Raw genomic sequence first — 25,268 nt, forward strand, 5'->3', positions numbered from 1 at the left:
AATCCTTCCTGAGATCTGGCGAAGAAAGAGGGCGAGGACCAGTTGCCTGATCCCCGCCCCCTTCAGTCAGACGACTCAGCCCTCAGTGGAGAGGTGCTTGCGTCGTGCGTAGACGGCCAGGCCCGCTCCGATGAGGAGCAGCACACCAGCCATAGCGGCGAACGGTGTGGCGTTGAAGTCGCCGCCGGTCGTTGCCAGGCTGTCACCGGTGTTGCCTCCGGTGGTGCCGTCGCCGTTGCCACCGGTTCCGCCATCGGCGGGGACGGCAACGATGAACGCTACCGTTGCGCTGCTGTCGGAGGTGACGCCATTCAGCGACTGCATCGCCGACACTGTGTAAGCGCCGTCGGCAAGCACGGCGGGTACGTCGACCGACCAGGTGCCGTCCGCGGCGACCAGAGCCTCGAGGAAGTGGCGTCCGTTGCCTCCATCATTCAAAGCGATGGTGACGGTCGCGCCGGCGACACCGGTGCCGCCGATCGTGGGCGTGGCGTCCGTGACCGTCGAGCCCGCAGCCGGTGTCGTGATCACGGGAGCCGCGACCGGAGCCGGAGGAGCAGTCACAGTGACCGAGTCGGTGCCCGCGATAGCGATGCCGTCGATCGTCTGCGAGGCGGTGATCACGGTGTCGCCGTACTGGCCCACCGTCACAGCGCCGGCCCAGTCGCCGGCGCTGTCAGCGGTCACCGTGTCAACGGTCGCACCACCGATGGCGAGTGTCACCACGGCACCGGGCGTCGCCGTTCCGGTGACGTCGATCTCGGCGCCTCCAGTGACAGCAGCACCAGCAGCAGGCGACTCGATCACGATCGGCTCGGTGACGAAGGCATCCGCGGTGCCCGAGATGGTGAAGTTGCCGAGGCTGGCGTACTCGACGTAGCCGTTCGCGTTGTCAGGGGTAGCCGTCTCAGGGCTGCCAGAACCGACACCTTCGACCGACAGGTAATAGTTGCCCGCCGGGAGCCCGGTTTCGGAGATCGACGCGTTCAGGCCCGATGCCGTGCCGGTGCTCACTCGCGCTGCCGCGGGGTCGTTCACTGCGACGACGTCACCGTTCGAGTTCGTGAGGGTCAGCTTGGCGTCGAGGTTCGGGCCGATCTCGGCCACCGACACCTCAGCGGAGAGCGTGCCACCGATGGTGGTCACCGCGAACACATCGACATCGGCCGTGGTCTCGATGACGCTCGCGGCTTCGAACGTGTCGTTGGCGTTGTCGAGAACCTGCGCGGTCGACGAGTCGTTGCCGACGGTGTCGGCGGCGTAGTCCGCACGGTCCGTGTAGCTGAAGTGGAGCGTGAGGGGCTCTGCGCAGTTGCCGCCGGCGTCCACGGCGAGGAACTGGTCGCCAGGCTGGGGTGCTCCCGGGTCACCGGAGATCACACACACCGTCGCGGCCGTGTACGGGGTGCCGTCGGGAAGGGTCGCGCCGACGTAGAGGGCCCCTACCGCACCGCGATCGGTGATCGTGGCGAGGTCGTCCTGCATGTTGGTCGCGCCGGCGTAGCCACCCGCGGACCATTGAGTGACGGGCGTGGAGTAGCCGGCTCCCATGATCGGGGCCCAGACGCCTTGCGTGGGCACATAGTATTCACCAGTGGTGGAGCCAGCGATGCCGTCATGCTCAAGTCCGAAGTTGTGTCCGGACTCGTGCGATGCGATCTCGGCGATCGTCTTGGCGTCGCCGCCGGTGCCCTCGGTGAACACGAGTGCACCACTCAGATATTCTGCGCCGGCGCCATAGAGCCAGGCGATGCCGCCCGACCCTGCAGCAGCCGGAAGCACCTCGTCATAAGAATCGGTGATGATGACGTGAGCACCGTACTCGTTGTCACCGGCAGACGTCTTGTACAGCGCATCTGCGCTCGGCCGGGTCGTCGTCACGTTCACGTTGAACGGCGCGTAGTCTTCGGCGACAGCGGCCCAGACGTCGTGCGTGCTCGACACCGTGGCGGAGGCGAACGTCAGCGAGGCGATACCAGAGTCAGTGTTCCAGTGCTTGTCAGTGAGCGTCTCGCCATCGAAGTCGAGGTAGACGGTGACGGGAGCGCCAGGTCGTGAACCAGTGGCAGGGTTGCTCGGGATGGCAGCACCCTTGGCCTCGGGAAGAGCGAACAGATCCATGCCGTGCGACTCGTGCGCGTCGTCGATGAAATAGACGAAGCCCTGGTCGGTGACGCTGATCAGACCGGCGTTCTCTTTGCCCTTGACCTCTGCGGCGGATTCGCCGGTGTGGGCAGCGGCAAGCTCGTACTTGTCACTGGCGAGATCAGCGACGACCGGCTGGTCGACAGCGGCTGCGGGTAGAACCGCCCCGCCGAAGGTCAGGGCTGTAGCGCCCACCGTAGCCACGGTAGCCGTGAGCCACCTGCGGTGTGTAGATTTCAAGTTTAAATTCCCCCCGGTATGCATTCAGACACTGTTCAAAACAGTCAACGCTGGCCAACGTAGCAATTTCACAGGAAGCTCACGCGAACTCCAGGGGGATAGAACTACCCATGCAAAGATGCGTGCATGACCAAAGCCACCGCAGATCTCTATGACGAATTCGGCGAAGAACTCCAGTCGACGCCCCTGCAGTTCCGCACCTTCGGCGGACGTGCGGCGTTCGACGGGCCGATCCGTACGATCAGCTGCTTCGAGGACAACGCACTCGTCAAGACCACGCTCGCGACACCCGGTCAGGGTGCCGTGCTGGTCATCGATGGCAGCGGTTCGCTGGGCACAGCACTGATGGGCGACATGATCGCCGAGTCGGCCGTGCGTCACGGATGGGCCGGAGTGGTGATCCACGGCGCGGTGCGCGACAGCGTCGCCATTTCGCACCTCGACCTCGGCGTCAAAGCTCTCGGAACGAACCCTCGCAAGAGCGCGAAACTCGGCACCGGCGAGGTCGACGTGGACCTCGCATTCGGCGGCGTGGTGTTCCGCGTCGGCAAGCATTTATATGCGGATGAGGACGGAATTCTCGTCGAGCTCTGAGATCGAGCGTTGAACCCGCGCTGACGCAGCGGGGACGGTATCGAGAAATTGCTTGCCGCGCGGGCCGTGGACGTGGTACAGCTAGCTCATAGCAACAATTCTGGGGATCGCCATCGTGCGTTGTGTCCCCCATCAGCATGGGAGACGGAATGTACACGCAACCCTCGGTTGCGCGCCGGACGGTGCGCGCTCTGGTATCCGTCGTCGCCGCATTGGCGATGACGTTCACCGGCGTGACTGTGGCAAGTGCCGCAACAACACCGACCGATAGTCCGCAGGGAACCGCTTCGATTTCCGGAACGGTGACGGATGCTGTCACCGCCGACGGCATCGCAGATGCGACCGTCCTCGTGCTCGATGCCGATGGAACCGAACTCGGGTCGGCGGTGACGGGCTCAACCGGCGGATACACGGTGTCTGAGCTGGATCCGGGCCAGTACTACGTTTCGGTGAGCGCAGCATCCGACTACGTGAGTGACGCGACCGCGCAGTCGATCGTTCTGATTGCAGCCGAGGCGCGCACGGGCGCGGACTTCGCTCTCTCGCCGGCCGAGAACGGCGCTGGTGTTTCGGATGACGTCGCAACCACGTCGGGCGACGCACCCGCCGAGGTGAGTGATGCTCCGACCGCTTCGCCCCTCGCGCAGAGAGCACCGGTGGAAACCGGGAAGTTCTCGGGAACTGTGACCGATGGAGACGGTAATCCTGTCGAGGGCATCTGGGCGTACGCATCGTCATACTGGGATTACGTCGAGACCAAGACTGGATCCGATGGACGCTATGAACTCGAGGTGCCTCCCGGCCTCTACGACGTCTGGTTCGTGTCCTACGAGCTGCCGTTCTTGTCTCAGTACTGGGAGGGCGCCCATGACTCTTCCGATCGCACCCCCCTCACGGTCTCGGCAGGAGACGAGCTGACAGGGATCGACGCCAAGCTCATGCGCGCAGCGACCATCAGCGGGGTTGTGACGCGGGCAGACGACGGCGCTCCCGTCGCACATACGTACGTGCGCGCAGACCGCGGCGGGAACTCCCTCGGCGCCTACACTAATGCCGAAGGGGAGTACACGATTGAAGATGCTGTCCCGGGTGACTACACGCTGTCCTTCCAACCGAATGATGTGTCGAATCTGATATCGGAGTACTGGGACGGCGCGATGACGTTGAGCGATGCCACGGTGGTCCATGTAGCCGAGGGGCAGAAGATCGATGACATCAACGCCTCATTGGACGCAACCGTGAACATCACCGGCACCGTTTCTGCAGACACTTCCGTCGTGGCAGACGTAACCGCGTACCGATGGAGCGGCGACTCGTGGGACGAGGTTCGCCGTGTGACTGCATCGGGCGACTATACGTTCGCTAGTGGGTACATCAGCGGTGGCAGCATCTACACCCTCCCCGAGGGGAAGTACACGGTCGGATTCTCCGCTCCGGGGTACTGCACGCAGTACTGGGACGGAAAGTCGGCTCTCGAGGGCGCTGACTCATTCACTCTCACTGCGACCGACCGCGAACGGTCCGGCATCGACGCGAGCCTCGAGCAGAATTGCGAGGATGCCTCGATGGTTCCTGGAACGCCGACGATCACCGGTCTGGCCCAGGCCGGGCAGACGCTGACCGCGGCGCCGGGCACGTGGGACCCTGCCGATGCTGCACTCAGCTACCAGTGGTTTGCCGGGACGACGGCGATCGCCGGAGCGACGGGTGAGACATTCGTCCTCGGGAACGAGCAGGTCGGTGCGATGCTGAGTGTGCGGGTGACCGGGACGAAGCCCGGGTACACCGACGCGACAGCGACCAGCGCATCGTTCGGCCCGATCGAGGCGGCAACGCTGCTTGATCTGACACCGGGAACTCCGACGATCTCCGGTACACCGAGCGTCGGCGAGACCTTGACGGTGACGTCTGGCACGTGGGGTCCTGCGCCGGTGGCACTGGCATACCAGTGGTATCGCGGAGACGCTGTCGTACCAGGGGCGACGAGCGCGACACTCACGCTCACCGCAGCCGACCTCGGCGAACGGATGACTGTCGTGGTCCGTGGCACGAAGCCGGGCTACAACCCGGCGAATCGATCTGCTGAGGCAACCGACCCTGTGGCCGCAGGCACGCTGACCGCTGCGACACCGACACTGGCGGGAGCACCGCAGGTCGGGCAGCCGTTCGCGGCGAACACGGGCACGTGGGGGCCAGCCCCCGTCGATCTGGCATACCGATGGTTCGCTGACGGTGCGCTGATCGCTGGCTCGACAGGCGCCACGATCGTTCCCACCGCCGCGCAGCTCGGTGCGGTGCTGAGCGTCGAGGTCACCGGTTCGAAGAGCGGCTACGCGTCTGAATCGCGGGTGTCGAATGACAGTGCACCCGTTGAGCCTTCAGTCCGGGTCGATGACACGACTCCTGCCGCCGGAGCGACGATCACAATCACCGGACAGGGCTTCGAGCCGGGAGAGACCGTGCGTCTGGAGTTGCATTCGACACCTGTCGTGCTGGGCACAGTGAAGGTGGCCCCGAACGGCACCTTCACAGCGCAGGTCAGGATCCCTGCGGGAACAGCTCCCGGTGCACACACCATCTACGCATTCGGACTGACCAGCAACACTGTGACAGCGACTCCGATCACCGTCGTGGCCGCGTCACCGTCACCGTCTTCGTCGGGCACGGGTGGGCTGGCCGTCACCGGTGGTGACGTCCCCTGGAATCAGCTGGGCGGTGCTGCTCTTCTCCTGCTCGTCGGTGGCGTGCTGCTCTACCGGCGCCAGCGATCGGCGCTCTGACCACCCGGCAGCGTGCACGAGCCGGACGAACAGTGAAAGCTGTTCGTCCCGCTCACACGCATGATGGGAGCGCCCGGCTGCAGATCGCCGCGGTGTGGTTGCTAGGGATCGCGCCCATTGCGATGCTCCCCGGGCTGAACGACCGCTGGGGCTGGCCCACCCTGTTGTGCGTCGCCACCGCGACGGTGCTCGCCGCGCTGGGGCGAAGCACGGGGGCATTGCCGCGATGGTTCGCCGCGCTCATCGGCATCGCGGTCATACTGCTCGCGGTGAGCGCGCTCACTGGGGAGGCGCCGCTCGCGCAGCTGATCGGCCGCGCACCCCGGTACGAGGGGATGCTCGTGATCGGCGCGCTGGTCGCGGCCGGGTGGTCGGCGGCGCGACTCGTGGGCCCACAGGCGTCACCGGGAGTTCGTCGACACCTGATGCGTGCGGTCGCAGTGGCGTCGCTCTTGCTCGGATTCGTCGCTGTGCTCGAGACGCTCGGGATTCGGCCGATCCCGAGCGATCTCACCCGCTCCGGCTCGCTGGCGGGAAACGCGACCGACCAAGCGATCCTCGGCGCGATCTTCGCCGCCGTGCTCGGAGCCGTCGCGATCGGGGCGTGGCGACGCTCTGCCCGCATCGACTGGTGGGCTCTTTCGGGCTTCATCGCGGGGGTGGTGTCTGTCGCGACTTCCGCATCACGGGGCGGGCTGCTCGCGCTCGCTGTCGTCGCCCTCGGACTGACCGTCGTCTTCATCGCGACCTCGCCGAAACGAGCGCGGGATGCAGCGGTCGCCGGTGGCGTCGTGCTCGGGGCGTTCCTGCTGATGATCGCGATCCCGCTCACTCGCAGCCGCCTGTTCGGCACGAGCCCGCTCTCGCAGCAGACCGTCGTAGACCGCTTCTACATGTGGGACGACGCCTGGGCGTTGATCCAGACTCGACCTTGGTGGGGTGTCGGCCCGAACGGGTACGCGGATGCGATCACCCCGTTCTTCGGCGATGAGTGGTTCGAGCGCGCCGACGTCGGCGCCATTCTCGATTCGCCTCACAACGTGATCCTGCAGGCCTTCGCGGTGGGAGGCATCCCCGGGCTGCTGCTGGCAGCGGTGATCGTAGGAGGGGCTCTGCTCCTCGGCATCCGTCACGCTCGTCGATCGTCTGGTGCGCAACGCGACGCGCTCATCGGGAGCCTGCTCGCCGTCGTCGGCGCGGGTACGGCGCTGCTGACGCATGTGACGTCGCCGACGACCATGGTTCCGCTGGCTGTGTGCGTCGGGATTCTCGTCGCTGTCGCACCTCGCGAACCCGAAGTGCGCGCTGTGCGATGGATCGGTGGGGTGCTCGCCGCGGCGGGAGCTGTGATGGTGGTGATCTGCATGATCGCCGATGCGGCGCTGCTCGACGCCCGAGCCGCCGCACGCACAGGCGATCTCGACCGCGCACTGGGGTCGTTCACGACCGCGCAGACGCTCCGCCCTTGGGACGTGGACATCGCACTCGTAGCGGCGAGCTCGCTCGGCGGCGCTGCGGCGAACGGCATTGCCGGGGCGATCGACCCTGCCGCGGAATGGGCGCAGCGGGCGGTCGATGCGCTTCCGAATTCTGCTCGCGCGCAGTACGTGGCGGGGATGACGGCCTCGGTCAGGGGCGACTCGGTGCTGGCCGTTCAGCACCTGGAAGGAGCGGCGGAACTGTCGCCGACGGATCCCCGCATCCAGCATGAGCTCGGCGTCGAACTCTTTGTCTCCGGTGATGCGGCAGGAGCCCGCCCTGCACTTGAGCGTGCGGTCGAGTTGGCACCGTACTCGAAGTCGTCGTGGGCCGCGCTTCGCGACGTGTGCGCAGCTCTCGGCGACGAAGAATGCGCTCGGGACGCCGTCGCGCCGTGATCGGCGGAGCCCCGGAACCCCGGAACCCGTTCAGGTCGCGAATTATGCCGCTCTCGCGCCGTCAGAGCGACGTAATTTGCGACCTAGACGGGCTGGGCGGGTCACTCGATGGTGGTGGTCACCAGAATCGGGCGGTGATCGCTCGAGCGCTGGGGGAGGGTCTGGATGCTGTCGATCCGGAACCCATCCGACGTCGCGAAGTCGTAGTGCCCCTTGAAGACCCGATACCGCGTGTACGTGCGGTCGTCGCTGAGTGTCAGCGTGTACCCGTGATCGCGGACGGTCTGCCCGAGGTTCTCTTTGAATACCGGGTAGTTGTAGTCGCCGACCATGAGCAGCGGCAGGCCGGGGCCCATCGTCTCCAGCTCGGTCAGCGCGGCACGGATCTGGTTGCGTCGCAGCGAGTTCAGCGCGGTCAGCGGCGCCGCATGGAATGAGGCGACGATCAGCTCTTGGCCGTTGTCGATGTCTTGCAGCCGCACCCCGAGCACGCGCTCGTGCGCTGGTTTGAGCATCCGGTCGTGGAGTGACTTCTTCAGTCCGATGGTGCGGATGTCCTTCAACCGGAAGGTGTTCTTCCGGTAGTAGAGCGCGAGCCCCAGACGGTTGCCGTGCGTGGCATCGGCGAGGGCCAGACCGCTGATCTCGTCGGGCAGTGCGTCGACATCGCACTCCTGCAGACACAGCAGATCGGGCCCGTACTGGTCGACGAGCTGCTCGAGCTCGGTCGCGGCGCGATGCTTGCGCAGGTTGTACGAGATGACCTTCACGCTTGCCACGCTACTCCGAGTCGCGGCGTGCGCGGGTCTGCTCCGCCCTGGTGGCGAGCAAGTCGTCGGCCGGGTACCCCACCTCGGTCAGCGTGAGCCCGCGGGCGGCGAGCACTTTGAACGCGCTCGTGCGCTGCAGCGCATCGCGGAGGGCGACGAGGTCGCTGACATCGAGACGCTGCTCGCCGACCGCAGCGCAGGCGCCGACGAGCGCGCGCACCATGCTGTGGCAGAAGGCATCGGCTTTCACCTCCGCGACGAGAACGCCATCGGCATCCCGTGCCCAGCGGTAGTCGAGCAGGGTGCGGATCGTCGTCGCGTCGTCGCGGGCCTTGCAGTACGCGGCGAAGTCGTGCAGTCCGATGAGCGAGCGTGCCGCGGCATCCATCGCCTCGATATCCAGAACGCCCCGGATGCTGGTCGTGTCGAGCCTGCGCGCCGGATCGTAACCGGCGGCATCGTCAGCGAGTCGGTAGCGGTAGCGGCGCCACACCGCTGAGAAGCGCGCGTCGAAACCCTCCGGCGCGAGCGATGAGCGGTGCACAACGACGTCGGGGTACGCACCGAGCACGCCGCGCATGCGGTGTGCGATCGTCGCGGCAGGGTCTGATGCTGCGCGCCCGTGGCGCGACTCGATCCGCGCCCATTGCTCGTCGTCGAGATCGACGTGGGCGACCTGGCCTGCGGCATGCACCCCGGCATCCGTTCGTCCTGCGACGACGAAGCGCACGTCAGAGCCAACGATCCGCGCGAGAGCGGCTTCCAGAGTGCCCTGCACGGTGCGCAGGCCGGGTTGCGTCGCCCACCCGCGAAAATGCGTGCCGTCATAGGCGATGTCCAGGCGAATCCTCACATGCCCAGCCTAAGCTGGCGCTTTGGCTTCGCCCCGATCTATCCCCGAAATCGCCCCTCAGATGCTGAACCAGACACCTCCTCCGCGCTACGCAGGCCTCGATGGTCTGCGGGCGATGGCGGTCATCCTCGTGGTGCTGTATCACCTGTTTCCGGGGCTGCCGGTGCGAGGCGGTTTCGTCGGAGTCGATGTCTTCTTCGTCATCAGCGGCTTTCTGATCACCTCTCTTCTGTTGCGTCCGTCGAGGCTCGGGAGACTCGGTTCGCCCCGCCGCCTCGTCGATTTCTGGCGGCGCCGCGCACGACGGCTGATCCCCGCTCTCGCCGTTGTGGTCACGGTCTGTGCGACGGCGGCATGGATGCTCGGCGGCGACCTGCTGGTCGGCATGGGGCGTCAGGTGCTGGGTGCGGCGACCTTCAGCTACAACTGGCTCGCTGTAGCCGATGGCACCGACTACTTCGCGGCGACGGCGCCTGAGCTGTTCCGCAACTTCTGGTCGTTGGCGGTCGAAGAGCAGTTCTACGTGGTGTGGCCGCTGCTGCTTCCGCTCGTGCTGCTGATTCCAGGGCGCTGGCCGCGCGTCGCGCTGATGCTCGTCACCGCGGGTGGGTCGGCGTGGTGGATGGCGCAGCTCGTCGCGGCGGGCGATGTCACCCGCGCGTACTTCGGGACGGATGCGCACGCCTTCGGCTTGCTTATCGGCATCGCGCTGGCGCTCGCCGTGGCAAATATGCCTGAGCGGGAATGGATGCGTTCGCGGAGTGCTCGCGCGGCCGCGCTGCTCGGGGGAGTGGCCGGGCTTTCGGCGATCGTCGTGGCCGCGCTGATGCCCGAAACAGCGGATGCCGCGACCTTCCCCGGATCTCTGCTGCTGGCGAGCGGCGGTGCAGCCCTCGCCATTTTCGCCGGCATCTGGCCGGGGTCGTGGTTCGGGCGCGGCATCGACGTCGCACCGCTGAAGTGGGTCGGCGACCGCTCTTACGGCATCTATCTGTGGCACTGGCCGGTGCTCGTGCTGATGCTCGTCGGCACGCAGGGCTTCGGGCCCGAAGCGGGGGTTCCGGTGTGGACCGGCATCGGTGCGCTCGTACTCTCGGTGGCCGCTGCCGCCGTGTCCTACCGATTCGTGGAACGACCGTTCCGCCGATACGGATTCCGCCACGCGCTGCGCGCGCTCGGTCGGCGGATCACCGGCAGCCCGATCAGCAGGTTCAGCGGAATCGCAGCGATGACAGTCGTGCTCGTTGCCATCAGTGGCACGAGTGCGGCGGTCCTCAGCGCGCCGCACACGACATCGGCGGCGGACGCGATCACTCGCGGGCAGGCGGCGCTGGGTGACGCGACCGAGACCGCTGCACCCGTGCCGCCGCCGACGCCGACGGCCGACGAGATCGTGGCCGCCGATGGTGCGGAGATCACCGCAGTGGGGGACTCGGTCATGCTGGCTTCTGCGCCGGCGCTGCTCGAGCAGTTCCCCGGGATCGCGGTCGATGCGCAGGTCTCGCGGTCGATCTGGGCGGGGCCTGAGGTGCTGCAGAACCTCGCCGCCAACGGCGCGTTGCGCGAGAACGTCGTGGTCGCGCTCGGAACGAACGGGCCTGTCGATTGGGACGTGCTCGAGCAGATGGCGCAGATCGCCGGCAAGGATCGCAACCTCATCCTCGTGAACGCGCACGCGCCTCGGGACTGGATCCCGGGAGTGAACGCCGATCTCGCAGCGTTCGCCGACAGCCAACGCCGCGTCTGGATCGCGGACTGGACAGGGGCGATCGCTCCGCATGAGGATCTTCTGGCCGGTGACGGCATTCACCCGGGTGATGCCGGCGGGCGGGTGTTCGCGGCATGCGTCGAGTCCGCGCTCGTGAACATCGAGAAGAGTCGCCTGCGTGCCGAGCAGGACTTCGTGAACGCACCGAGTGGTCGCGCTCCGCGCGTGCCTTTTCCGGCGTAGCTGAGCAGACAGGGGCGGCAGCGGCTCAGCCGTGTGTACTACGCACCTCATATTCGCAAATCCGTGCCGCCCCACTGGCGTCTGAGAACGGAGGCGGTGATCGCCGCCCCGCGCGCATCGCGTATTCTGGAGAAAGATCGCCAGGTTCGATCGTCAACTTATGAATACCTACTGAGGAGTGTCAGTGTCTGATTCCGTCGCTGTTGACGGTGGAGCCGATGCGAGGGACCCGAACACGGTCACCAACAAGGCCGCACGGCTCGCTTATGTGACCAACCTCGTCAATCAGGAGGGCTTCGTCGGTGTCGACGCGCTCGCCGACGAACTCGGCGTGAGCCGCATGACGATTCACCGCGACCTCGACGAACTCCAAAGGCTCCGTGTGCTGCGCAAGGTGCGCGGCGGGGCCTCAGCGCACCGGTCCACTCAGTTCGAGAGCGACCTGCTCTTCCGTGCGCGCTCCTCGGTGCACGAGAAGCGACAGATCGCCGCGGCAGCCGCCGAGCTCATCTCCGAGGGTGACGTCATCCTTCTCGATGACTCGACGACCACTTTGGAGGTCGTGCCCTTCCTCGAGAACTACGCTCCGCTGACTGTCATCACCAACTTCATGCAGGCGATGCAGAAGCTCACGAGCGCACCAGAGATCAACCTGATCGCTCTCGGCGGCGAGTACGAGAGCAGGTACCAAGCCTTCCTCGGCATGATCTGCGAGCGCACCCTGGCAGACCTGCACGCCGACATCCTGTTCGCGTCGTCGTCCGCGCTGCGGGGCACGGACGTCTACCACCAGGATCAGAGCGTGGTGACCGCGAAGCACGCGATGATCCGCGCGGCCGAGAAGCGCGTGCTTCTGATCGACTCGTCGAAGATCGGCCAGAGCGCCCTGCACCGCGTCTGCTCGGTGACCGACTTCACGCACGTCGTTCTCGACGATCAGGCTGACGAGGGCACCCGTCGCCTGATCGAAGAGACCGGCGTGCAGCTGATCATCGCCTGATCTGCTCAGCTGTGGCGCGGATGCTCGCGCCGGAAGGCTTCTACCTGCGCGCGGTCGACGATCCCGGCATCCGAGCCCAGACCCGTAGCCACCAGTGACCCGCAGGCCAGTCCCAGCGTCGCAGCCTCGCCCAGCGATTCCCCGGCCAGAAGACCTGCGATGAAGCCGGAGGAGAACGCGTCACCGCATCCGGTCGTGTCGACGACGTCGACATCAAACGCAGTCTCGAGGATCTCCTGCCGCCCCTTCTCCGCGATACTGACGCCGTCGCCGCCCATGGTCAGCACCGAGCATCCTGCACCGCGATCATGCAGCCACTGGATGATCTCCGCGCGGTCCTCTGAACCGACGAGCCAGCCGGCCTCTTCGATGTTCGGCATCACGTAGTCGACGAATGGCAGGCTGGGGGCGAGCATCTCCTGCGCATCGTCACGCGGACTCATCAGGAAGTCCATGGTGACGGTCACGCCCAGGCTCTTCACGCGCTCGAGGACGCGTGCCATCGGCTTGCCGTCGAGGCCGGGGAGGATGAAGACGCCGCCCATGTGCAGGACCTTCGCCTGTGCGACGAGATCCCATGGGATGTCGTCTTCGGTGAGGTCGGCGTTCGCGCCGATGACGTGCAGTGCAGGCCGTGAGCCATCCGGGCGGATGGGGAGCACGCTGGACGACGTCTGGCTGTGCGCAGACACCGTCAGGCCCGAGACATCGATGCCGCGGGCTGCCATGCTCGCCGTCACGAACTGTCCGATGCTGTCATCGCCGACCTTGCCGACGGTGCTCACCGAGACACCGAGCTTGGCCAGGTCGACGGCGGTGCCGGCCGCGGTGCCCGCGACGCTGAGCTTGATCTTCTCGATGATGCCTAGTTGCTGCCCGGTGGGGATGCCTTCGACTGGCCAGGCGTGCACGTCGCCGATGTGGGCTCCGAGGGTTATGACATCGCTCATTGTGGGGTCTCCTTCGACTTGATACGTGAAACGGGTGGGCGGGCGCGCTACACGACGCGTTCGTTGCCGCCGTCGATCGGAATCTGGCTGCCCGTCGTGGCCTGGAAGACCTCGGTGTTCATGGTCGCCACGAGCCTACCGACGAGGTCGCTCGTGACCTCGGTGTTCAGCAGGTTGCGCCGCTTGTACTCGTCGATGGTGAGACCGTACTTGTTCGCACGCTCGGCGAGCAGCTCGTCGGTCCACAGCGCGGTGTCGAACACGGCATCCGGGTGCACGGTGTTCACGCGGATGCCGTCGGAGGCCCATTCCAGTGCCGCGACACGGGCGAGCTGCGTCGCTGCCGCCTTCGACGCAGAGTACGCCGAGGCCCCTGGGCCTGGTGCTGCCAGGTTCTTCGAGCCGACGAGGGTGACGCGTCCGTAGGGAACGGCTCGTGCGAGGTAGGGGTGCGCCGCGGCGAACAGGGTCTGCATGGCATCGACGTTGATCGACATCGTCCGCTTCCACTCGTCTGCGGAGACATCGACGATCGGCGCGCTCTGTGCGAACACCCCGGCCGCGGCGATCAGCATGTCGACGCCGCCGAAGCGCGAGGCGGCTTCGGCGAGCGCGCGTTCGACCGCGTCGTGATCGCGGACATCGACCTGCAGCCCGAGCCAGCCGCGGTGCGTGAACGCGTCGGCGACAGAGTCCGCGACGTCGATTCCGACGACGTTGGCGCCGGCTTCGAGAAGGGCGGCGACGCATCCGCGCCCGATGCCGGAGGCAGCACCGGTGACGACCGCCGTCTGCCCCTGCAGCGCAGGGCGCTTGCCGGCCTTTCGCAGCTTCGCCTGCTCGAGGTCCCAGTACTCGATGTCGAACAGCTGCCCGGCATCCAGCGGCGTGTAGCTGCCCAGAGCTTCACCGGCGGTGAGGATGTTCAGCGTGTGCACGGCGATGTCGCGCACCTGATCTGCTTCGGGGAGCGTCTTGCCCACGGTGACCAGACCCCAGCCGTCATCGAGCACGATGCGCGGAGTGGGGTCGAGGATCTCCAGGGGCTCATCGGCGCGATGCTGGTTGGTCTGGAAGTACTCCTGGTACTCGGTGACGTAGGCATCGACGTCTCTGCCGACCAGGGGAAGTCGCTTGGTGCGGATGATGTGGTCAGGGGTCGCCGGGCCGCGGGTGGAGAGATCTGCGGCGTCCTCACGGGAGAGGAAGCGGGTCACCGTCTCGGCATCCGACGCCGACACGACCATCGGGCGACCGGCTGCTTCGCTGACGTTCTTGCGGAACGAGGCGAGTTCGTGTGCCTGCGTGACGGGCAGGCTCTTGCGCGTCAGCGAAGGGTCACCGGTCGGCACGACGGCGCCGCGTTCGCTGAGATAGGTCTCTGCGAGGGTGAGCAGTTCGACGTGACGCGTGTACGCCTCTGCCATCGTGTCGCCGAAGGTGAACAGGCCGTGGTTGAGGAGCACGATCCCGACCAGGTCGTCGCGGCCGTGCTCCTGCCACATGACCGCGCACAGCCGGGCGAGGTCGAAACCGGGCTTGACGTAGGGCACGACGAGGACCGAGTCGCCGAACACTGCCCGCACGTGTGCCTCAGGCTCCGGCTGATTCGTCAGCGTCACGATGGTGTCGGCGTGCGAGTGCAGCACAGCACGATGGGGGAGCAGAGCATGCAGCAGCGCCTCGATCGACGGATCGGGAGCGCTGGCGTCGATCAAAGCGCATCGCAGCTCGTTGACGAGGATCGGATCGGGGATCACCTCGACAGTGAGCAGTTCCTTCAGACGCTCCATCCGGAGCGCCGCGAACCCGGGGCGCTCGATCGTGCCGAGGTCCCATCCGCTGCCCTTGACGAACAGGACATCGACCTCGCGCCCGGTGACGTCGGTCACTGTGCCCTTTATGGACGAGTTCCCCCCGCCGTGCAGAACCAGATCCGCATTGGACCCGAGCAGCCGGCTGCCGGCGACGGCTTCATCGAGGGGATCTGCGAAGGGGGCCGCGCCATCGCGCCATTCGTTGTGCACGCTTACTCCTTGGGTGGGCATCGGGACACGATGTCCAGACATGTTTTATCGGATGTTATATCTAACATACACGGTGAAATCGTAACGTTGTGAGATTCTGGGCGCTTTTGCGACGTTGCTGTGAAGTTGCCAGACGCGCTCGGCGTTGTGACGCAATCGATATGGAGGCGGACGCTGCACAAAAAACCCAGATAAAACTCTATAAAAACCGGATGCTACCGGTCCCGGTGCCTGCATGCTCGAACAAGGGTTTGCGAACGTGAGGCATTGTGATATAAATTGTGCAAACCGGTGAATGTACTGTTAACAACACATACACGGTCTTTACCCTTCACCTTCTATCCGTTCAAAGGAGAACCATGCGCAAGTCCTTTACGCGCCGTTCGGCTGCATTCACGGGACTGGCCCTCGTGGCTGGTTTCGCTCTCGCTGGTTGTGGCTCAGTCGGCGACACCGGCGGTTCCGATGCCGACGCCGGCGCCGGCGCTGACGGAAAGTACGACATCGTCCTCGTCTCCAAGGTCGAGGGCATCTCGTGGTTCGAGGCCATGAACGAGGGCGTCGTGCAGTTCAACGAGGACTACACCGACCAGGTGAACGCTCGTCAGACCGGCCCCGACACGGGTGACCCCGCCAAGCAGGTGCAGATCGTCGAAGACCTCATCGCGCAGGGCGTCGACGCCATCGTGGTCGTCCCCAACGACCCGCAGTCGATCGCCCCGGTCCTCAAGAAGGCGCGCGATGCGGGCATCGTCGTCGTCACTCACGAGGCGCCTGCCCTGGTCGAGACCGAGAGCATCGATTACGACGTCGAGTCCTTCGACAACGTCGTCTTCGGCGAAGGCCTTGCAGAGAACCTCGCTGAGCAGATGGGTGGCGAAGGCCAGTTCATCGGAATGGTCGGCTCGCTCACCAGCGAGACGCACATGGCGTGGTACAACGCCGCTGTCGACTACTTCACAGCGAACTACCCGAACATCGATGTGGTGGCGGACCAGCCATACGAGGACGACAACGACGACGCCAAGGCACGCGCCAACGCCGAGGAGATCGTTCGTGCGTACCCCGACCTCAAGGGCTACATCGGAACGTCGGTCTCGGCCGGCTCGAACTTCGCCCAGATCCTCAAGGAGAAGAACCTCGATGGCGTCAGCACCTCCGTGCTGAGCCTGCCCTCGGTTGCAGGCCCGTACCTCGAAGAGGGATGGCTCGGCTACGCGCAGACGTGGAGCCCGGGATCGGCCGGCTACGTGGCGAGCCTCGTCGCACTCAACGTGCTCGAGGGCAAGAAGATCGCCACGGGCGACGACTTCGGCCAGGAAGGCTACGAGAGCGTCGTCGTCGACGGCAAGCTCGTCACCGGCGATGCCATCATGAAGATCGAGAAGGGCACCTTCGCTCCGGGCGAGTACCCCTTCTAAACCCCCTCGAGAGTCCGGGCCGCGCTCATTGCGACCGCGGCCCGGACTCTCCGCACTACTCTCCAGCAAGGAAGGCTGCCGTATGGGCACCCCATTACTCGTCGCCGAAGACATCTCGATCTCGTTCGGAGGCATCCGCGCCCTGAAGGGTGTCGATCTCACTGTCGAAGAAGGACAGATCGTCTGTCTTGCCGGAGAGAACGGCTGCGGAAAATCGACGCTCGTCAAGATCGTGTCGGGTGTGTACACCCCGGCGACGGGGACGATCTCGATCGGCGGCGACTCGTTCACCGCGCTCAAGCCACGACAGGCGATCGCCGAGGGCGTGCAGGTCATCTACCAGGACCTCTCGCTCTTCGACCACCTCTCGGTGGCGGAGAACATCGCCATCAACCGTCTCATCCACGACGGATCCGTGCTCAGCAACCGTGCCGAGGTGCAGCGCATCGCGACCGAGCAGCTGGAGCGGATCGGCATCGACCTCGATCTGGACGCTCCGGTGTCCGAGCTCTCCGTCGCGAACAAGCAGATCGTCGCGATCTGCCGGGCGCTCAGCATGGATGCCCGCATCCTCTTCATGGATGAGCCGACGACGGCGCTCACGACGAACGAGGTCAAGCGCCTCCTCGCCATCGTGCTCGATCTGAAGAAGCGCGGCATGGCAGTGGTCTTCATCAGCCACAAGCTCGACGAGGTCTTCGAGATCGCCGACAAGATCACCATCTTCAGAGACGGCAACAAGGTCGGCGACTTCACCGCGAGCGAACTCGACGAGGTCAGTCTCAGCTTCCACATGACGGGGCGAGAGATCGTCTACGACCGTTATCACCGCACACGCACCGAAGAACAGCCTCTGCTGGAGGTGCGGGAGCTCTCTCGAGCCGACAACTATGAAGACATCAGCTTCACGGTGCGCCCCGGCGACATCCTCGGTCTCACCGGACTTCTCGGCGCCGGCCGCACCGAGATCGCCCTGTCGCTGTTCGGGCTGAACCGCCCCGACTCAGGCACGATCCTCGTCGACGGCAAGGCCGCGGCGATCGATGACCCGTGGGATGCGCTCGACTACGGCATCGCGCTTCTCCCCGAGGACCGCAAGACCCAGGGTCTGTTCGGACAGCAGTCCGTGAAGACGAACATCACCTCGACGATGCTCGACCGGCTGCTGACCCCGATGCGCCTGATCAGCAGCCGCAAAGAAGAGGCTCTGGCGACAGAGCTCGTGCACGGCATGAACGTGAACAACAAGGACATCTCCGTCCTCGTCGACAACCTCTCCGGTGGAAACCAGCAGAAGGTCGTCCTCGGCAAGTGGATCGGCACCCAGCCGCGCATCCTGATTCTCGACAGCCCGACGGTGGGCATCGACATCGGTTCCAAGTCCGAGATCTACGCCAAGATCCATGACCTCGCCGCAGACGGCATCGGAATCATCTTCATCTCGGATGAGCCGGAGGAGATCGTGGCGAACTGCAACCGCGTGCTCGTCATGCACGAGGGAGCGATGATCACCTCTCTGGAGGAGGAAGGCCTCCGGGCCGAAGGGATCAAGGAGCGACTGGCCGAGATCATCAGCGATCCAGACAGCTTCGCAGGCACGAACTCCAGCGCTCGGGTACAGGGAGAACAAGCATGAGAAAGCGCACGCCCTTCCAGAAGGTCATGCACCGCCGGTCGACGACGATGGAGCGCTACCTGCTCTGCATCATCGTCGCCTACATCGCGATCGTGTCGATCCGCAACCCGCTGTTCTTCAGCCTCGAAACGCTCTTCGACATGACCCGCAGCTCTTCTGTGGTCATGCTGTTCGCCCTCGGCATCCTCGTCGTGCTCATCTCCGGCGGCATCGACGTCTCGTTCACCGCCATAGCGGTGGTGGCGGGGTATTCGAGCGTCATCCTGATGAACGCGTTCGGGATAGACAACATCCTGTTCGTCCTTCTCGCGGCCATGGTCATCGGCGCCCTGCTCGGCAGCGTCAACGCGCTGCTGATCCATCTGTTCGAGCTGCCGACGCTGATCGTCACGCTGGGAACGGCGAGCCTTTTCCATGGCCTCATGGCAGTGACGATCGGAACCAAGGCGTTCCCCACTGCAGAGATGCCGCAGTCGCTGATCGAGTTCGGAACGTTCAACCTCTTCACGATCGAGGGCGCGACCTCGCAGTACGGTCTGTCGATCTTCGTGCCGATCGTCGTCGTGGTCTTCGCTCTGACGTACTTCCTGCTGTACCGCACGATGCTGGGCCGCTCGATCTTCGCGATCGGCAGCAACCCTGAATCCGCATCGCGCATCGGCATCAACATCTTCGGCACGAAGTGGTTCGTCTACGCCTTCTCCGGGCTGCTGTCCGGCCTTGCCGGTGTGATGTCCTTCAGCGAGGTCAAGTACGTGAACCCGGTCTCACTGATCGGCACAGAACTCATCGTGATCGCCGCCGCCGTCATCGGTGGCGTCAAGCTCACCGGTGGCCAAGGAACCCTCCTCGGCGTCTTCCTCGGTGTGTTCGTGATGCAGCTCTTCCAGAAGACGCTGGTCTTCCTCGGGCTGGACTCGTCCTGGAACAACCTGTTCTTCGGCGCCGTCCTGCTCTTCAGCCTGGGTCTGATGTATTACCGGCAACGAGTGGCCGATCGTCGTGCCCTCATATTCGCGGATTACGCGTGAGGAAGGTAGATCCGATGAACCGAATCATCAAGAGCGTCTCTCGCGAGCGCGAACTCACCGTACTGATCGTCATGATCCTCATCACCGCGATCTTCGTGGCAGTGGTCGCCGGCAGCCGGTTCTACTCCCCGGGCAACTTCCAGTCGATGGCCGTGCAGGTCAGCGAGTTCGGCTTCCTCGCGCTGGCCATGGGCCTTGCGATGCTGACCGGTGGGATCGACCTCTCGATCGTGGCCGCGGCCACTCTGGCCGGCATTGTCGGCGCCACCGTCCTCTCCGGTGCGATCATCCCGATCGAAGAGGGCAACGGCGGCATGCTGATCGTGATCGCAATCGTGGCGACGCTCGTGACCGCCCTGCTGTGCGGACTGCTCAACGGCTTCCTGATCGCGAAGCTGTCCGTGCCCCCGATCCTGGCCACCCTCGCCACGATGATCCTGTTCTCCGGAATCGGAATGGTCATCACCAAGGGCCAGAGCGTCGCAGTGCTCGTGCCCGGTTTCTCGCAGCTCAGCGTTGTGACGGTGGCGGGCATCCCACTGATGTTCGTCGTCATGCTCCTCGGCTTCATCGCACTGGGATTCTTCCTGCGGTACTCGAGGCAGGGCCGGCGCATCTACCTCTTCGGCGAGAACAGCGTCGCGCTGAAGTTCTCCGGCGTGAAGACCGAGCGCACCATCCTGCTCACCTACGCGATGGTCGGACTGCTGGTCGGCTTCGCTGCTCTCGTGATGATCGCGCGCGTGAACTCGGCGCGTGTCGGCTTCGGCGAGTCGTACCTGCTGCAGGCGATCCTGGTTGTGGTGCTAGCCGGGTTCAACCCGTACGGCGGACGCGGACGCGTGGTCAGTATTCTGCTCGCTCTCGTGCTGCTGCAGTTCCTGCAGAGCGCGTTCACGATGATGGCGTTCACGCCCTTCGCGAAGAACATGGTCTGGGGCGCGATGCTCCTGTTCGTCATGGTGATCAACTTCACAGTGGCGAGGATCAAGTTCGGTGGGTCTCCTAAACCACCACGGCCCGCATCGTCGGAGACCGAGAACCTGTTGGTGACGACCGGAGTGCCGAAGTAGTCATGACGCGCTCGTTCTCCGCGATCTCCGCGGCGGTGGCTGATGAGCTCCACGCGGTCATGAAGCGTGTCGATGAGCACGAGGTCCAGGGTCTCCTGGACCGCCTGCTTGCGGCGCAGCGCGTCGTTCTCGTGGGGGTGGGGCGAGAAGGTCTGACAGCGCGCGGGTTCGCCATGCGGCTCGCGCACGCAGGCATCGACGCGCACTGGGTCTGGGACGACACGACGCCCCCCGTGGGGGACGGGGACCTCGTCGTGGCCGTCTCAGGCTCGGGCCGCATCCCGCACATCGAGGCGGTCATGTCGAACGCACGCGACGCGGGCGCCGCCACCGTCGTCGTCACAGCGGCGCCGGATGGCGTGACCGCTGCCGCGGCGGATGCTCGGGTGTTCGTCCCCGCGACGGCGTACCTCGCATCGGGAGACCTCGTGAAGTCGATTCAGCCGATGGGGAGCCTGTTCGAGCAGTCGACCTTCGTGCTCTTCGACAGTCTGATCCTGATGCTGATGGACGAGCGGGAGCTGAACTTCTCAGACCTCGCCGCTCGTCATCGCAACATCGAGTAGACCCTCACCAGGTTTCGTACCAGCCTTCCGGCATCGCCTGCGTCGCCTGCGCGACGGGAACGGCCGGGGAGAACGGTCGCGCGTGCTGACGGGTGATGGCCCGCAGCCGGTCGAGTTTCGATACGGCCACGGCGATCCCGGCCTCGCGCGCGTGCGCGTCGCGCGTGACGGCATCGCGCCAGACGGATCGGCCGGCCATATAACCGGATGCTCCGGCCTTCGCCGCGATCTCGAGCTGAAGGGCGAAGTCGTCGAAGCCGACACCGGCCGAGAGCAGTACCCACGGCACCGAGATGGCTTGATCGACGCGTTCGCAGGCATCGATCGCCCGCTCGATCTGCTCGGGAGAGCCCACGGCACCGGGGAACTCGATCTTGAGCAGGTCGGCGCCGTACTGCGAGGCCTCGTGAGCTGCCGAGATGATGCCTTCGACACGGGTACGCCGCCATTGCGGGTCGTGCGCGTCTTCGCCGGCGACGGGATACCAGATCGGCTCGACGACGAGAGGAAGACTGACCGCGTCGCACTCGCTCTGAACCTGTGCGAGGAGTTCCCGCTGCCGCTGGGCGATGCCCTGATCGAGGTCCGGGCGGTAGAACCAGAGCAGCTTGGCCATTCCGGCGCCGGCGCGGACGATCTTCTGTGCGTCCCAGCCAGAGCGCATCGATGAGACACGAGGACTCGTCGGCGCCGAGTACGTCTCCTCTTCGACGGCGAGGATGATCCCGGTCTCGCGCGGGACGATGCCCGCCGCGACGGACTGCAGACCGTATTGCGCATCGAGCAGCACCGCAGACGCATGCGGGGCGAGAGCTGCGATCAGCTCGGACTTCGCCTGAACGATCTCGCTCATGGGCACAGCCGCGGGGTCGGGGTCGATCAGCTTCGCGAAGTCGGCGAGATGGTCGACAGCGCAGACCTCGAAGAAGCCGTGCGCACTGGTGACCTGCTGCATCCCCCGGTATTTGCCGGGGTCGATGCTGCGCGTCCGCTCGGCAGGGGCGCCGGACTCAACCATGCTGTTCAGCGATTCTCGTCACGATCATCGCGAATGACGTCGCACCGGCGTCGGCCGTGCCGATGCTCTGTGCGGCGAGCGGGCGAGCACGACCGAGTTTCGGGGTGAGCGCGGCGGTGGCCTCCGCTGCGCGGGTGGCATCTGCCGCGGCCTCGACGAGTGCGCTGCCCAGCGGTGCGCCGGCGTCGACCCGTGCGGTGAGCGTACCGACGAAGGGCTCCATGGCATCGACCATGGTCTTGTCTCCGACCGTTGCCTTGCCGAGGCGCACGATCGTGTCGCGGAACGCGCGAGCGGCAGAGAGCACCGCAGCCGCATCGGGGGTGTCGTCGTCTCCGAGCGAGAGACCGAGCGAGCGCAGCGCAGAACCCCACAGCACGCCAGAGGTGCCGCCGGCGTTCTCGGCCCAGGCATCTCCGGCATGTGCGATCGTCGAGCCCAATCCCGCGCCGGCATCGACTGCTTCCGTTGCGGCAGCGGTCGCGGCTTCGACTCCGCGCACCATCCCACGGCCATGATCGCCGTCGCCGGCGACGGCATCGATGCGGCCGAGTTCTGATTCGGCAGAGCGCAGCAGCTCTTCGATCCCACTGAACAGAGTGACAGCCTGTGCTGCGGCATTCTTCGAGTTCGCGGTCGCTTCGGCGAACCAGGCGTCGTCCTCGGCGACCTCGTCGGCGAAATCTGCGCCCGTCGCGCCGGCGAGGGGAGCGCCCTTGCGGAATGCGGAGGTCTCGCACGGGGCGTTCCACAGCGGCTCGAGCTCGTCATCGAGCCAGAGGAGGGTGAGAGAGACGCCGGACATGTCGAGACTCGTGATGAGTTCGCCGACTTCGGGCTCGACGCAGGTCAGGCCCTCGGCCTCGAGCAGTGCGCTGACCTCTGCCCACAGCAGGTAGAGCTCTTCCCACTTGGTGCGGCCGAGTCCGTTGACCAGCGGTGCCACGCGGCCATTGTGGCCGGCGGGTGCTTCCGCGAGCAGGCGGTCGACGAGGATCTTGGCGATCTCCTTGGCGGTGCCCAGCGGCGCGTCTTCGATTCCGGGTTCGCCGTGCACACCGAGACCGATGGACATGTGGCCCTCGGGAACGGTGAAGAGCTTGTCGTCTGCGCCGGGGAAGGTGCAGCCGTCGAAGGCGATCCCGATCGTGAAGGTGCGGTCGTTCACGAGGGTTCCCACGCGCACGACCTCGTCGAGGTCTGCGCCGGTCTCTGCTGCGGCGGAGAGCATCTTGAAGACGACGAAGTCACCGGCGATTCCGCGTCGCTTGGTGCGCTCGCTGGCGGGGGCGCTTGCGATGTCGTCGGTGACGATCACGGTGCGGGCGCTGATGCCCTCGGCTTCGAGCTGTTCGGCGGCGATGCCGAAGTTCATGACGTCGCCGGCGTAGTTGCCGTAGCTGAACACGATGCCCTTGCCGGAGTGCGCGCGCTTCGCGACGGAGTACGCGTACGACGCCGACGGCGATGTGAAGATGTTGCCGACGACGGCGCCGTCGGCGAAGCCCTGACCGACGTACCCGGTGAAGGCGGGGTAGTGCCCGCTGCCGCCGCCGACGATGACAGCGACCTTCGGCTCGGCGGCGCGTCCAGCGCGCACGATCCCGCCGGGTACGCGCCTGACGTACTGCGGGTAGAGCTTGACGTAGCCCTCGAGAGAGTCCTCTGCGAATTCGGCCGGGTCGTTGACGATCTTTGTCACGTTGCACTCCCTTGAGCGGTGGTTTCAGAGATGCTGCCTGCGCGGGCGGCGATGTCGTCGAGGATCACACGCAGGTCTTCGACATCGTGCGCGCCGCGGCCGACGAACAGACCGTCAACGGTCTGGGGGAGGGCCGCGAACTGGCCGCGACCGGCGGATCCGCCGTAGATGATGGATGCTGCGCCCAGACGAGCGTCTGCATCGCAGGCCTTGCGGAGCGCCGCGGTGACGACCTCGATGTGCTGTGCGGATGCCGGCTGCGCCGCGCCGATCGCCCAGACGGGTTCGTAGGCGACGATGACGTCTGCGGGTTCGTCGAGATCCGCGACGGCCGACTGCAGCAGGCGCACGCACTCCGCCGCGGCGTCTGCGGGGCTGCCTTCGGATGCTTCGCCCACGCACAGAACCGGGATCAGATTGTTTCGCACTGCGGCTGTCATCTTCGCGCGCACGATGTCTTCATCCTCCTGGAAGAGGCTGCGCCGCTCGGCGTGACCGACTTCCACGAAGCGGCAACCGAGCTGGGCGAGGGTTACCCCGCTGGTCTCACCGGTGAAGGCGCCGGCGTCGGAGACGGCGAGGTCCTGTGCGCCGATGGCCACGGGAGACCCGGCGAGGATCGACGCGACCGACTCCAGAGCCACGGTCGTCGGCAGCACCCAGAGGTCGACGATGCCCTGTGCGATGGCGGGGTGCGACTGCGCGAGGGCTCGCACCTGCTCCGCCCACTCGCGGGTGCGCGGCAGGTCGAAGTACATCTTCAGCCCGATGCCGAGCTGGAGCGGCCGGGTGCGAATAACAGCCTCGTTGGGCGTGGAACTCAACATGTTGCGATGTGATCTTTGTTGTCAGTAGTGGTTTCGTACGTGTTGATCAAGTCGACCTTGGCGGCGGAGTTCGAGGTGGCGTCGAACGTGTAGGTGAGCCACTCGCGAGCCAGACGGCGTGCGAGCTCGATTCCGATCACCCGCTGCCCCATGGCCAGCACCTGGGCGTTGTTGCTGAGCACTGCGCGCTCTACTGAGAAACTATCGTGCGCGGTGACCGCGCGCACGCCCTGAACCTTGTTCGCGGCGATCGCCACACCCAGGCCCGTTCCGCAGACCAGCAGGGCGCGATCGGCCAGACCGTCTCTGATCATCTCGGCTGCCGCGACGGCGATGGTGGGGTAGGGGGTGGCGCCGGTGGCGTCCACTCCGACGTCGACCACAGACTCGACGAGCTCGCTCGCCTCGAGGTCTGCCTTGATGATGTCCTTGTACTGGTACCCGGCGTCGTCTGCTCCGACGACAAGGCGAAGTTTCTTCATTGCTGCTCCCTCGAGTCTGCTGTCCATCGTACCAAGTTTTGTGATTTTCAATGTTACAGAACGATTCAAACATCACACTAATCACCGGATATCACGACAATAGATAACATTCAGGTCTAGATCGGCGTCGAGATCGGCTGAGGGTGCCATATCTACGCGCATTTGCCTCGGCGACACGCGATGCCGTAAGCTATCCCCTTGGTGCCCGCCCTTTGACAAGCTCAGGGGCCGGATGCTACGAACGTGAGCCCTCCACTGGCGTGTTCCCCTTCTCGATCGCTGAGCCTGTCGAAGCGTCGGGTTGAGAACCACCCCGGAGTGGGAT

The 25,268-nt window shown here is 65.5% G+C and carries 19 protein-coding genes; 10 read left to right on the forward strand and 9 right to left on the reverse strand.

Translation table 11 applies throughout. From position 1 onward, the window contains the following. Positions 1 to 75: 75 nt before the first annotated feature. Positions 76 to 2,340, reverse strand: coding sequence for an Ig-like domain-containing protein (locus ACN0RC_RS07590; RefSeq protein WP_417510366.1), 2,265 nt, complete (start codon positions 2,338 to 2,340; stop codon positions 76 to 78). Positions 2,341 to 2,511: 171 nt separating this feature from the next. Here ACN0RC_RS07590 and rraA point away from each other — a divergent pair, with 171 nt between their 5' ends. From rraA to ACN0RC_RS07605, 3 genes are all read left to right on the forward strand, one after another. Further along, complete coding sequence (rraA, locus tag ACN0RC_RS07595) at positions 2,512 to 2,979, forward strand: ribonuclease E activity regulator RraA (protein WP_417510368.1); 468 nt, start codon at positions 2,512 to 2,514, stop codon at positions 2,977 to 2,979. Between the two features lie 149 nt (positions 2,980 to 3,128). Then, positions 3,129 to 5,759 carry a carboxypeptidase regulatory-like domain-containing protein gene (locus tag ACN0RC_RS07600; RefSeq protein ID WP_417510370.1) on the forward strand — a complete coding sequence of 877 codons (2,631 nt, stop codon included), beginning with the start codon at positions 3,129 to 3,131 and terminating at the stop codon, positions 5,757 to 5,759. Between the two features lie 32 nt (positions 5,760 to 5,791). Then, on the forward strand, positions 5,792 to 7,636 hold the full coding sequence (locus ACN0RC_RS07605; protein WP_417510372.1) for an O-antigen ligase family protein: 1,845 nt from the start codon (positions 5,792 to 5,794) through the stop codon (positions 7,634 to 7,636). Positions 7,637 to 7,737: 101 nt separating this feature from the next. Here the strand turns inward: ACN0RC_RS07605 and ACN0RC_RS07610 are convergent, their stop codons facing one another. Continuing rightward, a complete protein-coding gene (locus ACN0RC_RS07610) occupies positions 7,738 to 8,406 on the reverse strand; it encodes an endonuclease/exonuclease/phosphatase family protein (RefSeq protein ID WP_417510374.1) in 669 nt (222 codons plus the stop codon). Positions 8,407 to 8,416: 10 nt separating this feature from the next. After that, on the reverse strand, positions 8,417 to 9,259 hold the full coding sequence (gene truA, locus ACN0RC_RS07615; RefSeq protein ID WP_417510376.1) for a tRNA pseudouridine(38-40) synthase TruA: 843 nt from the start codon (positions 9,257 to 9,259) through the stop codon (positions 8,417 to 8,419). A 22-nt stretch (positions 9,260 to 9,281) separates the two neighbouring features. Between truA and ACN0RC_RS07620 the strand changes: the two genes are divergently transcribed. Continuing rightward, positions 9,282 to 11,210: an acyltransferase family protein gene (locus ACN0RC_RS07620; protein WP_417510378.1), complete on the forward strand. Its 1,929-nt coding sequence runs from the start codon at positions 9,282 to 9,284 to the stop codon at positions 11,208 to 11,210. Between the two features lie 184 nt (positions 11,211 to 11,394). Next, the gene (locus ACN0RC_RS07625) at positions 11,395 to 12,210 is read left to right on the forward strand and encodes a DeoR/GlpR family DNA-binding transcription regulator (protein ID WP_417510380.1); all 816 of its coding nucleotides are present in this window, start codon (positions 11,395 to 11,397) and stop codon (positions 12,208 to 12,210) included. Between the two features lie 5 nt (positions 12,211 to 12,215). Here the strand turns inward: ACN0RC_RS07625 and ACN0RC_RS07630 are convergent, their stop codons facing one another. After that, the gene (locus ACN0RC_RS07630) at positions 12,216 to 13,160 is read right to left on the reverse strand and encodes a carbohydrate kinase family protein (RefSeq protein ID WP_417510382.1); all 945 of its coding nucleotides are present in this window, start codon (positions 13,158 to 13,160) and stop codon (positions 12,216 to 12,218) included. Positions 13,161 to 13,207: 47 nt separating this feature from the next. After that, positions 13,208 to 15,208 (reverse strand): bifunctional aldolase/short-chain dehydrogenase, encoded by a 2,001-nt coding sequence (locus ACN0RC_RS07635; RefSeq protein WP_417510384.1) that lies wholly within the window; start codon positions 15,206 to 15,208, stop codon positions 13,208 to 13,210. Between the two features lie 338 nt (positions 15,209 to 15,546). Between ACN0RC_RS07635 and ACN0RC_RS07640 the strand changes: the two genes are divergently transcribed. The 5 genes from ACN0RC_RS07640 to ACN0RC_RS07660 all read left to right on the forward strand — a co-directional run bounded on the left by ACN0RC_RS07640 (position 15,547) and on the right by ACN0RC_RS07660 (position 20,914). Next, complete coding sequence (locus tag ACN0RC_RS07640; protein WP_417510386.1) at positions 15,547 to 16,608, forward strand: substrate-binding domain-containing protein; 1,062 nt, start codon at positions 15,547 to 15,549, stop codon at positions 16,606 to 16,608. Positions 16,609 to 16,690: 82 nt separating this feature from the next. Next, positions 16,691 to 18,244, forward strand: a complete 1,554-nt coding sequence (locus tag ACN0RC_RS07645) for a sugar ABC transporter ATP-binding protein (protein WP_417510388.1) — start codon at positions 16,691 to 16,693, stop codon at positions 18,242 to 18,244. After that, positions 18,241 to 19,275, forward strand: coding sequence for an ABC transporter permease (locus tag ACN0RC_RS07650; protein WP_417510390.1), 1,035 nt, complete (start codon positions 18,241 to 18,243; stop codon positions 19,273 to 19,275). Before ACN0RC_RS07645 ends, ACN0RC_RS07650 begins: the two co-directional genes overlap by 4 nt. A 14-nt stretch (positions 19,276 to 19,289) precedes the next feature. After that, positions 19,290 to 20,348: an ABC transporter permease gene (locus ACN0RC_RS07655; protein ID WP_417510392.1), complete on the forward strand. Its 1,059-nt coding sequence runs from the start codon at positions 19,290 to 19,292 to the stop codon at positions 20,346 to 20,348. 2 nt (positions 20,349 to 20,350) lie between these two features. Further along, positions 20,351 to 20,914 (forward strand): SIS domain-containing protein, encoded by a 564-nt coding sequence (locus ACN0RC_RS07660; RefSeq protein ID WP_417510394.1) that lies wholly within the window; start codon positions 20,351 to 20,353, stop codon positions 20,912 to 20,914. A gap of 4 nt (positions 20,915 to 20,918) precedes the next feature. Here ACN0RC_RS07660 and ACN0RC_RS07665 read toward each other — a convergent pair whose 3' ends face one another. Genes ACN0RC_RS07665 through ACN0RC_RS07680 form a run of 4 tightly spaced genes read right to left on the reverse strand, consistent with a single transcriptional unit; the run spans position 20,919 to position 24,943 of the window. Continuing rightward, positions 20,919 to 21,932 carry a tagatose 1,6-diphosphate aldolase gene (locus ACN0RC_RS07665; protein WP_417510396.1) on the reverse strand — a complete coding sequence of 338 codons (1,014 nt, stop codon included), beginning with the start codon at positions 21,930 to 21,932 and terminating at the stop codon, positions 20,919 to 20,921. Beyond that, complete coding sequence (locus tag ACN0RC_RS07670) at positions 21,925 to 23,634, reverse strand: dihydroxyacetone kinase family protein (protein ID WP_417510398.1); 1,710 nt, start codon at positions 23,632 to 23,634, stop codon at positions 21,925 to 21,927. Before ACN0RC_RS07670 ends, ACN0RC_RS07665 begins: the two co-directional genes overlap by 8 nt. Further along, positions 23,631 to 24,461, reverse strand: a complete 831-nt coding sequence (locus ACN0RC_RS07675; RefSeq protein WP_417510400.1) for a triose-phosphate isomerase family protein — start codon at positions 24,459 to 24,461, stop codon at positions 23,631 to 23,633. Before ACN0RC_RS07675 ends, ACN0RC_RS07670 begins: the two co-directional genes overlap by 4 nt. After that, entirely contained in the window at positions 24,455 to 24,943 is a 489-nt protein-coding gene (locus ACN0RC_RS07680) for a ribose-5-phosphate isomerase (protein WP_417510402.1), read from the reverse strand. The genes ACN0RC_RS07675 and ACN0RC_RS07680 overlap by 7 nt, the downstream gene beginning before the upstream one ends. Positions 24,944 to 25,268 lie beyond the last annotated feature (325 nt).

Origin of the sequence: Microbacterium sp. (assembly GCF_048259935.1) — a bacterium.
In the GTDB taxonomy this organism is placed as follows: domain Bacteria; phylum Actinomycetota; class Actinomycetes; order Actinomycetales; family Microbacteriaceae; genus Microbacterium.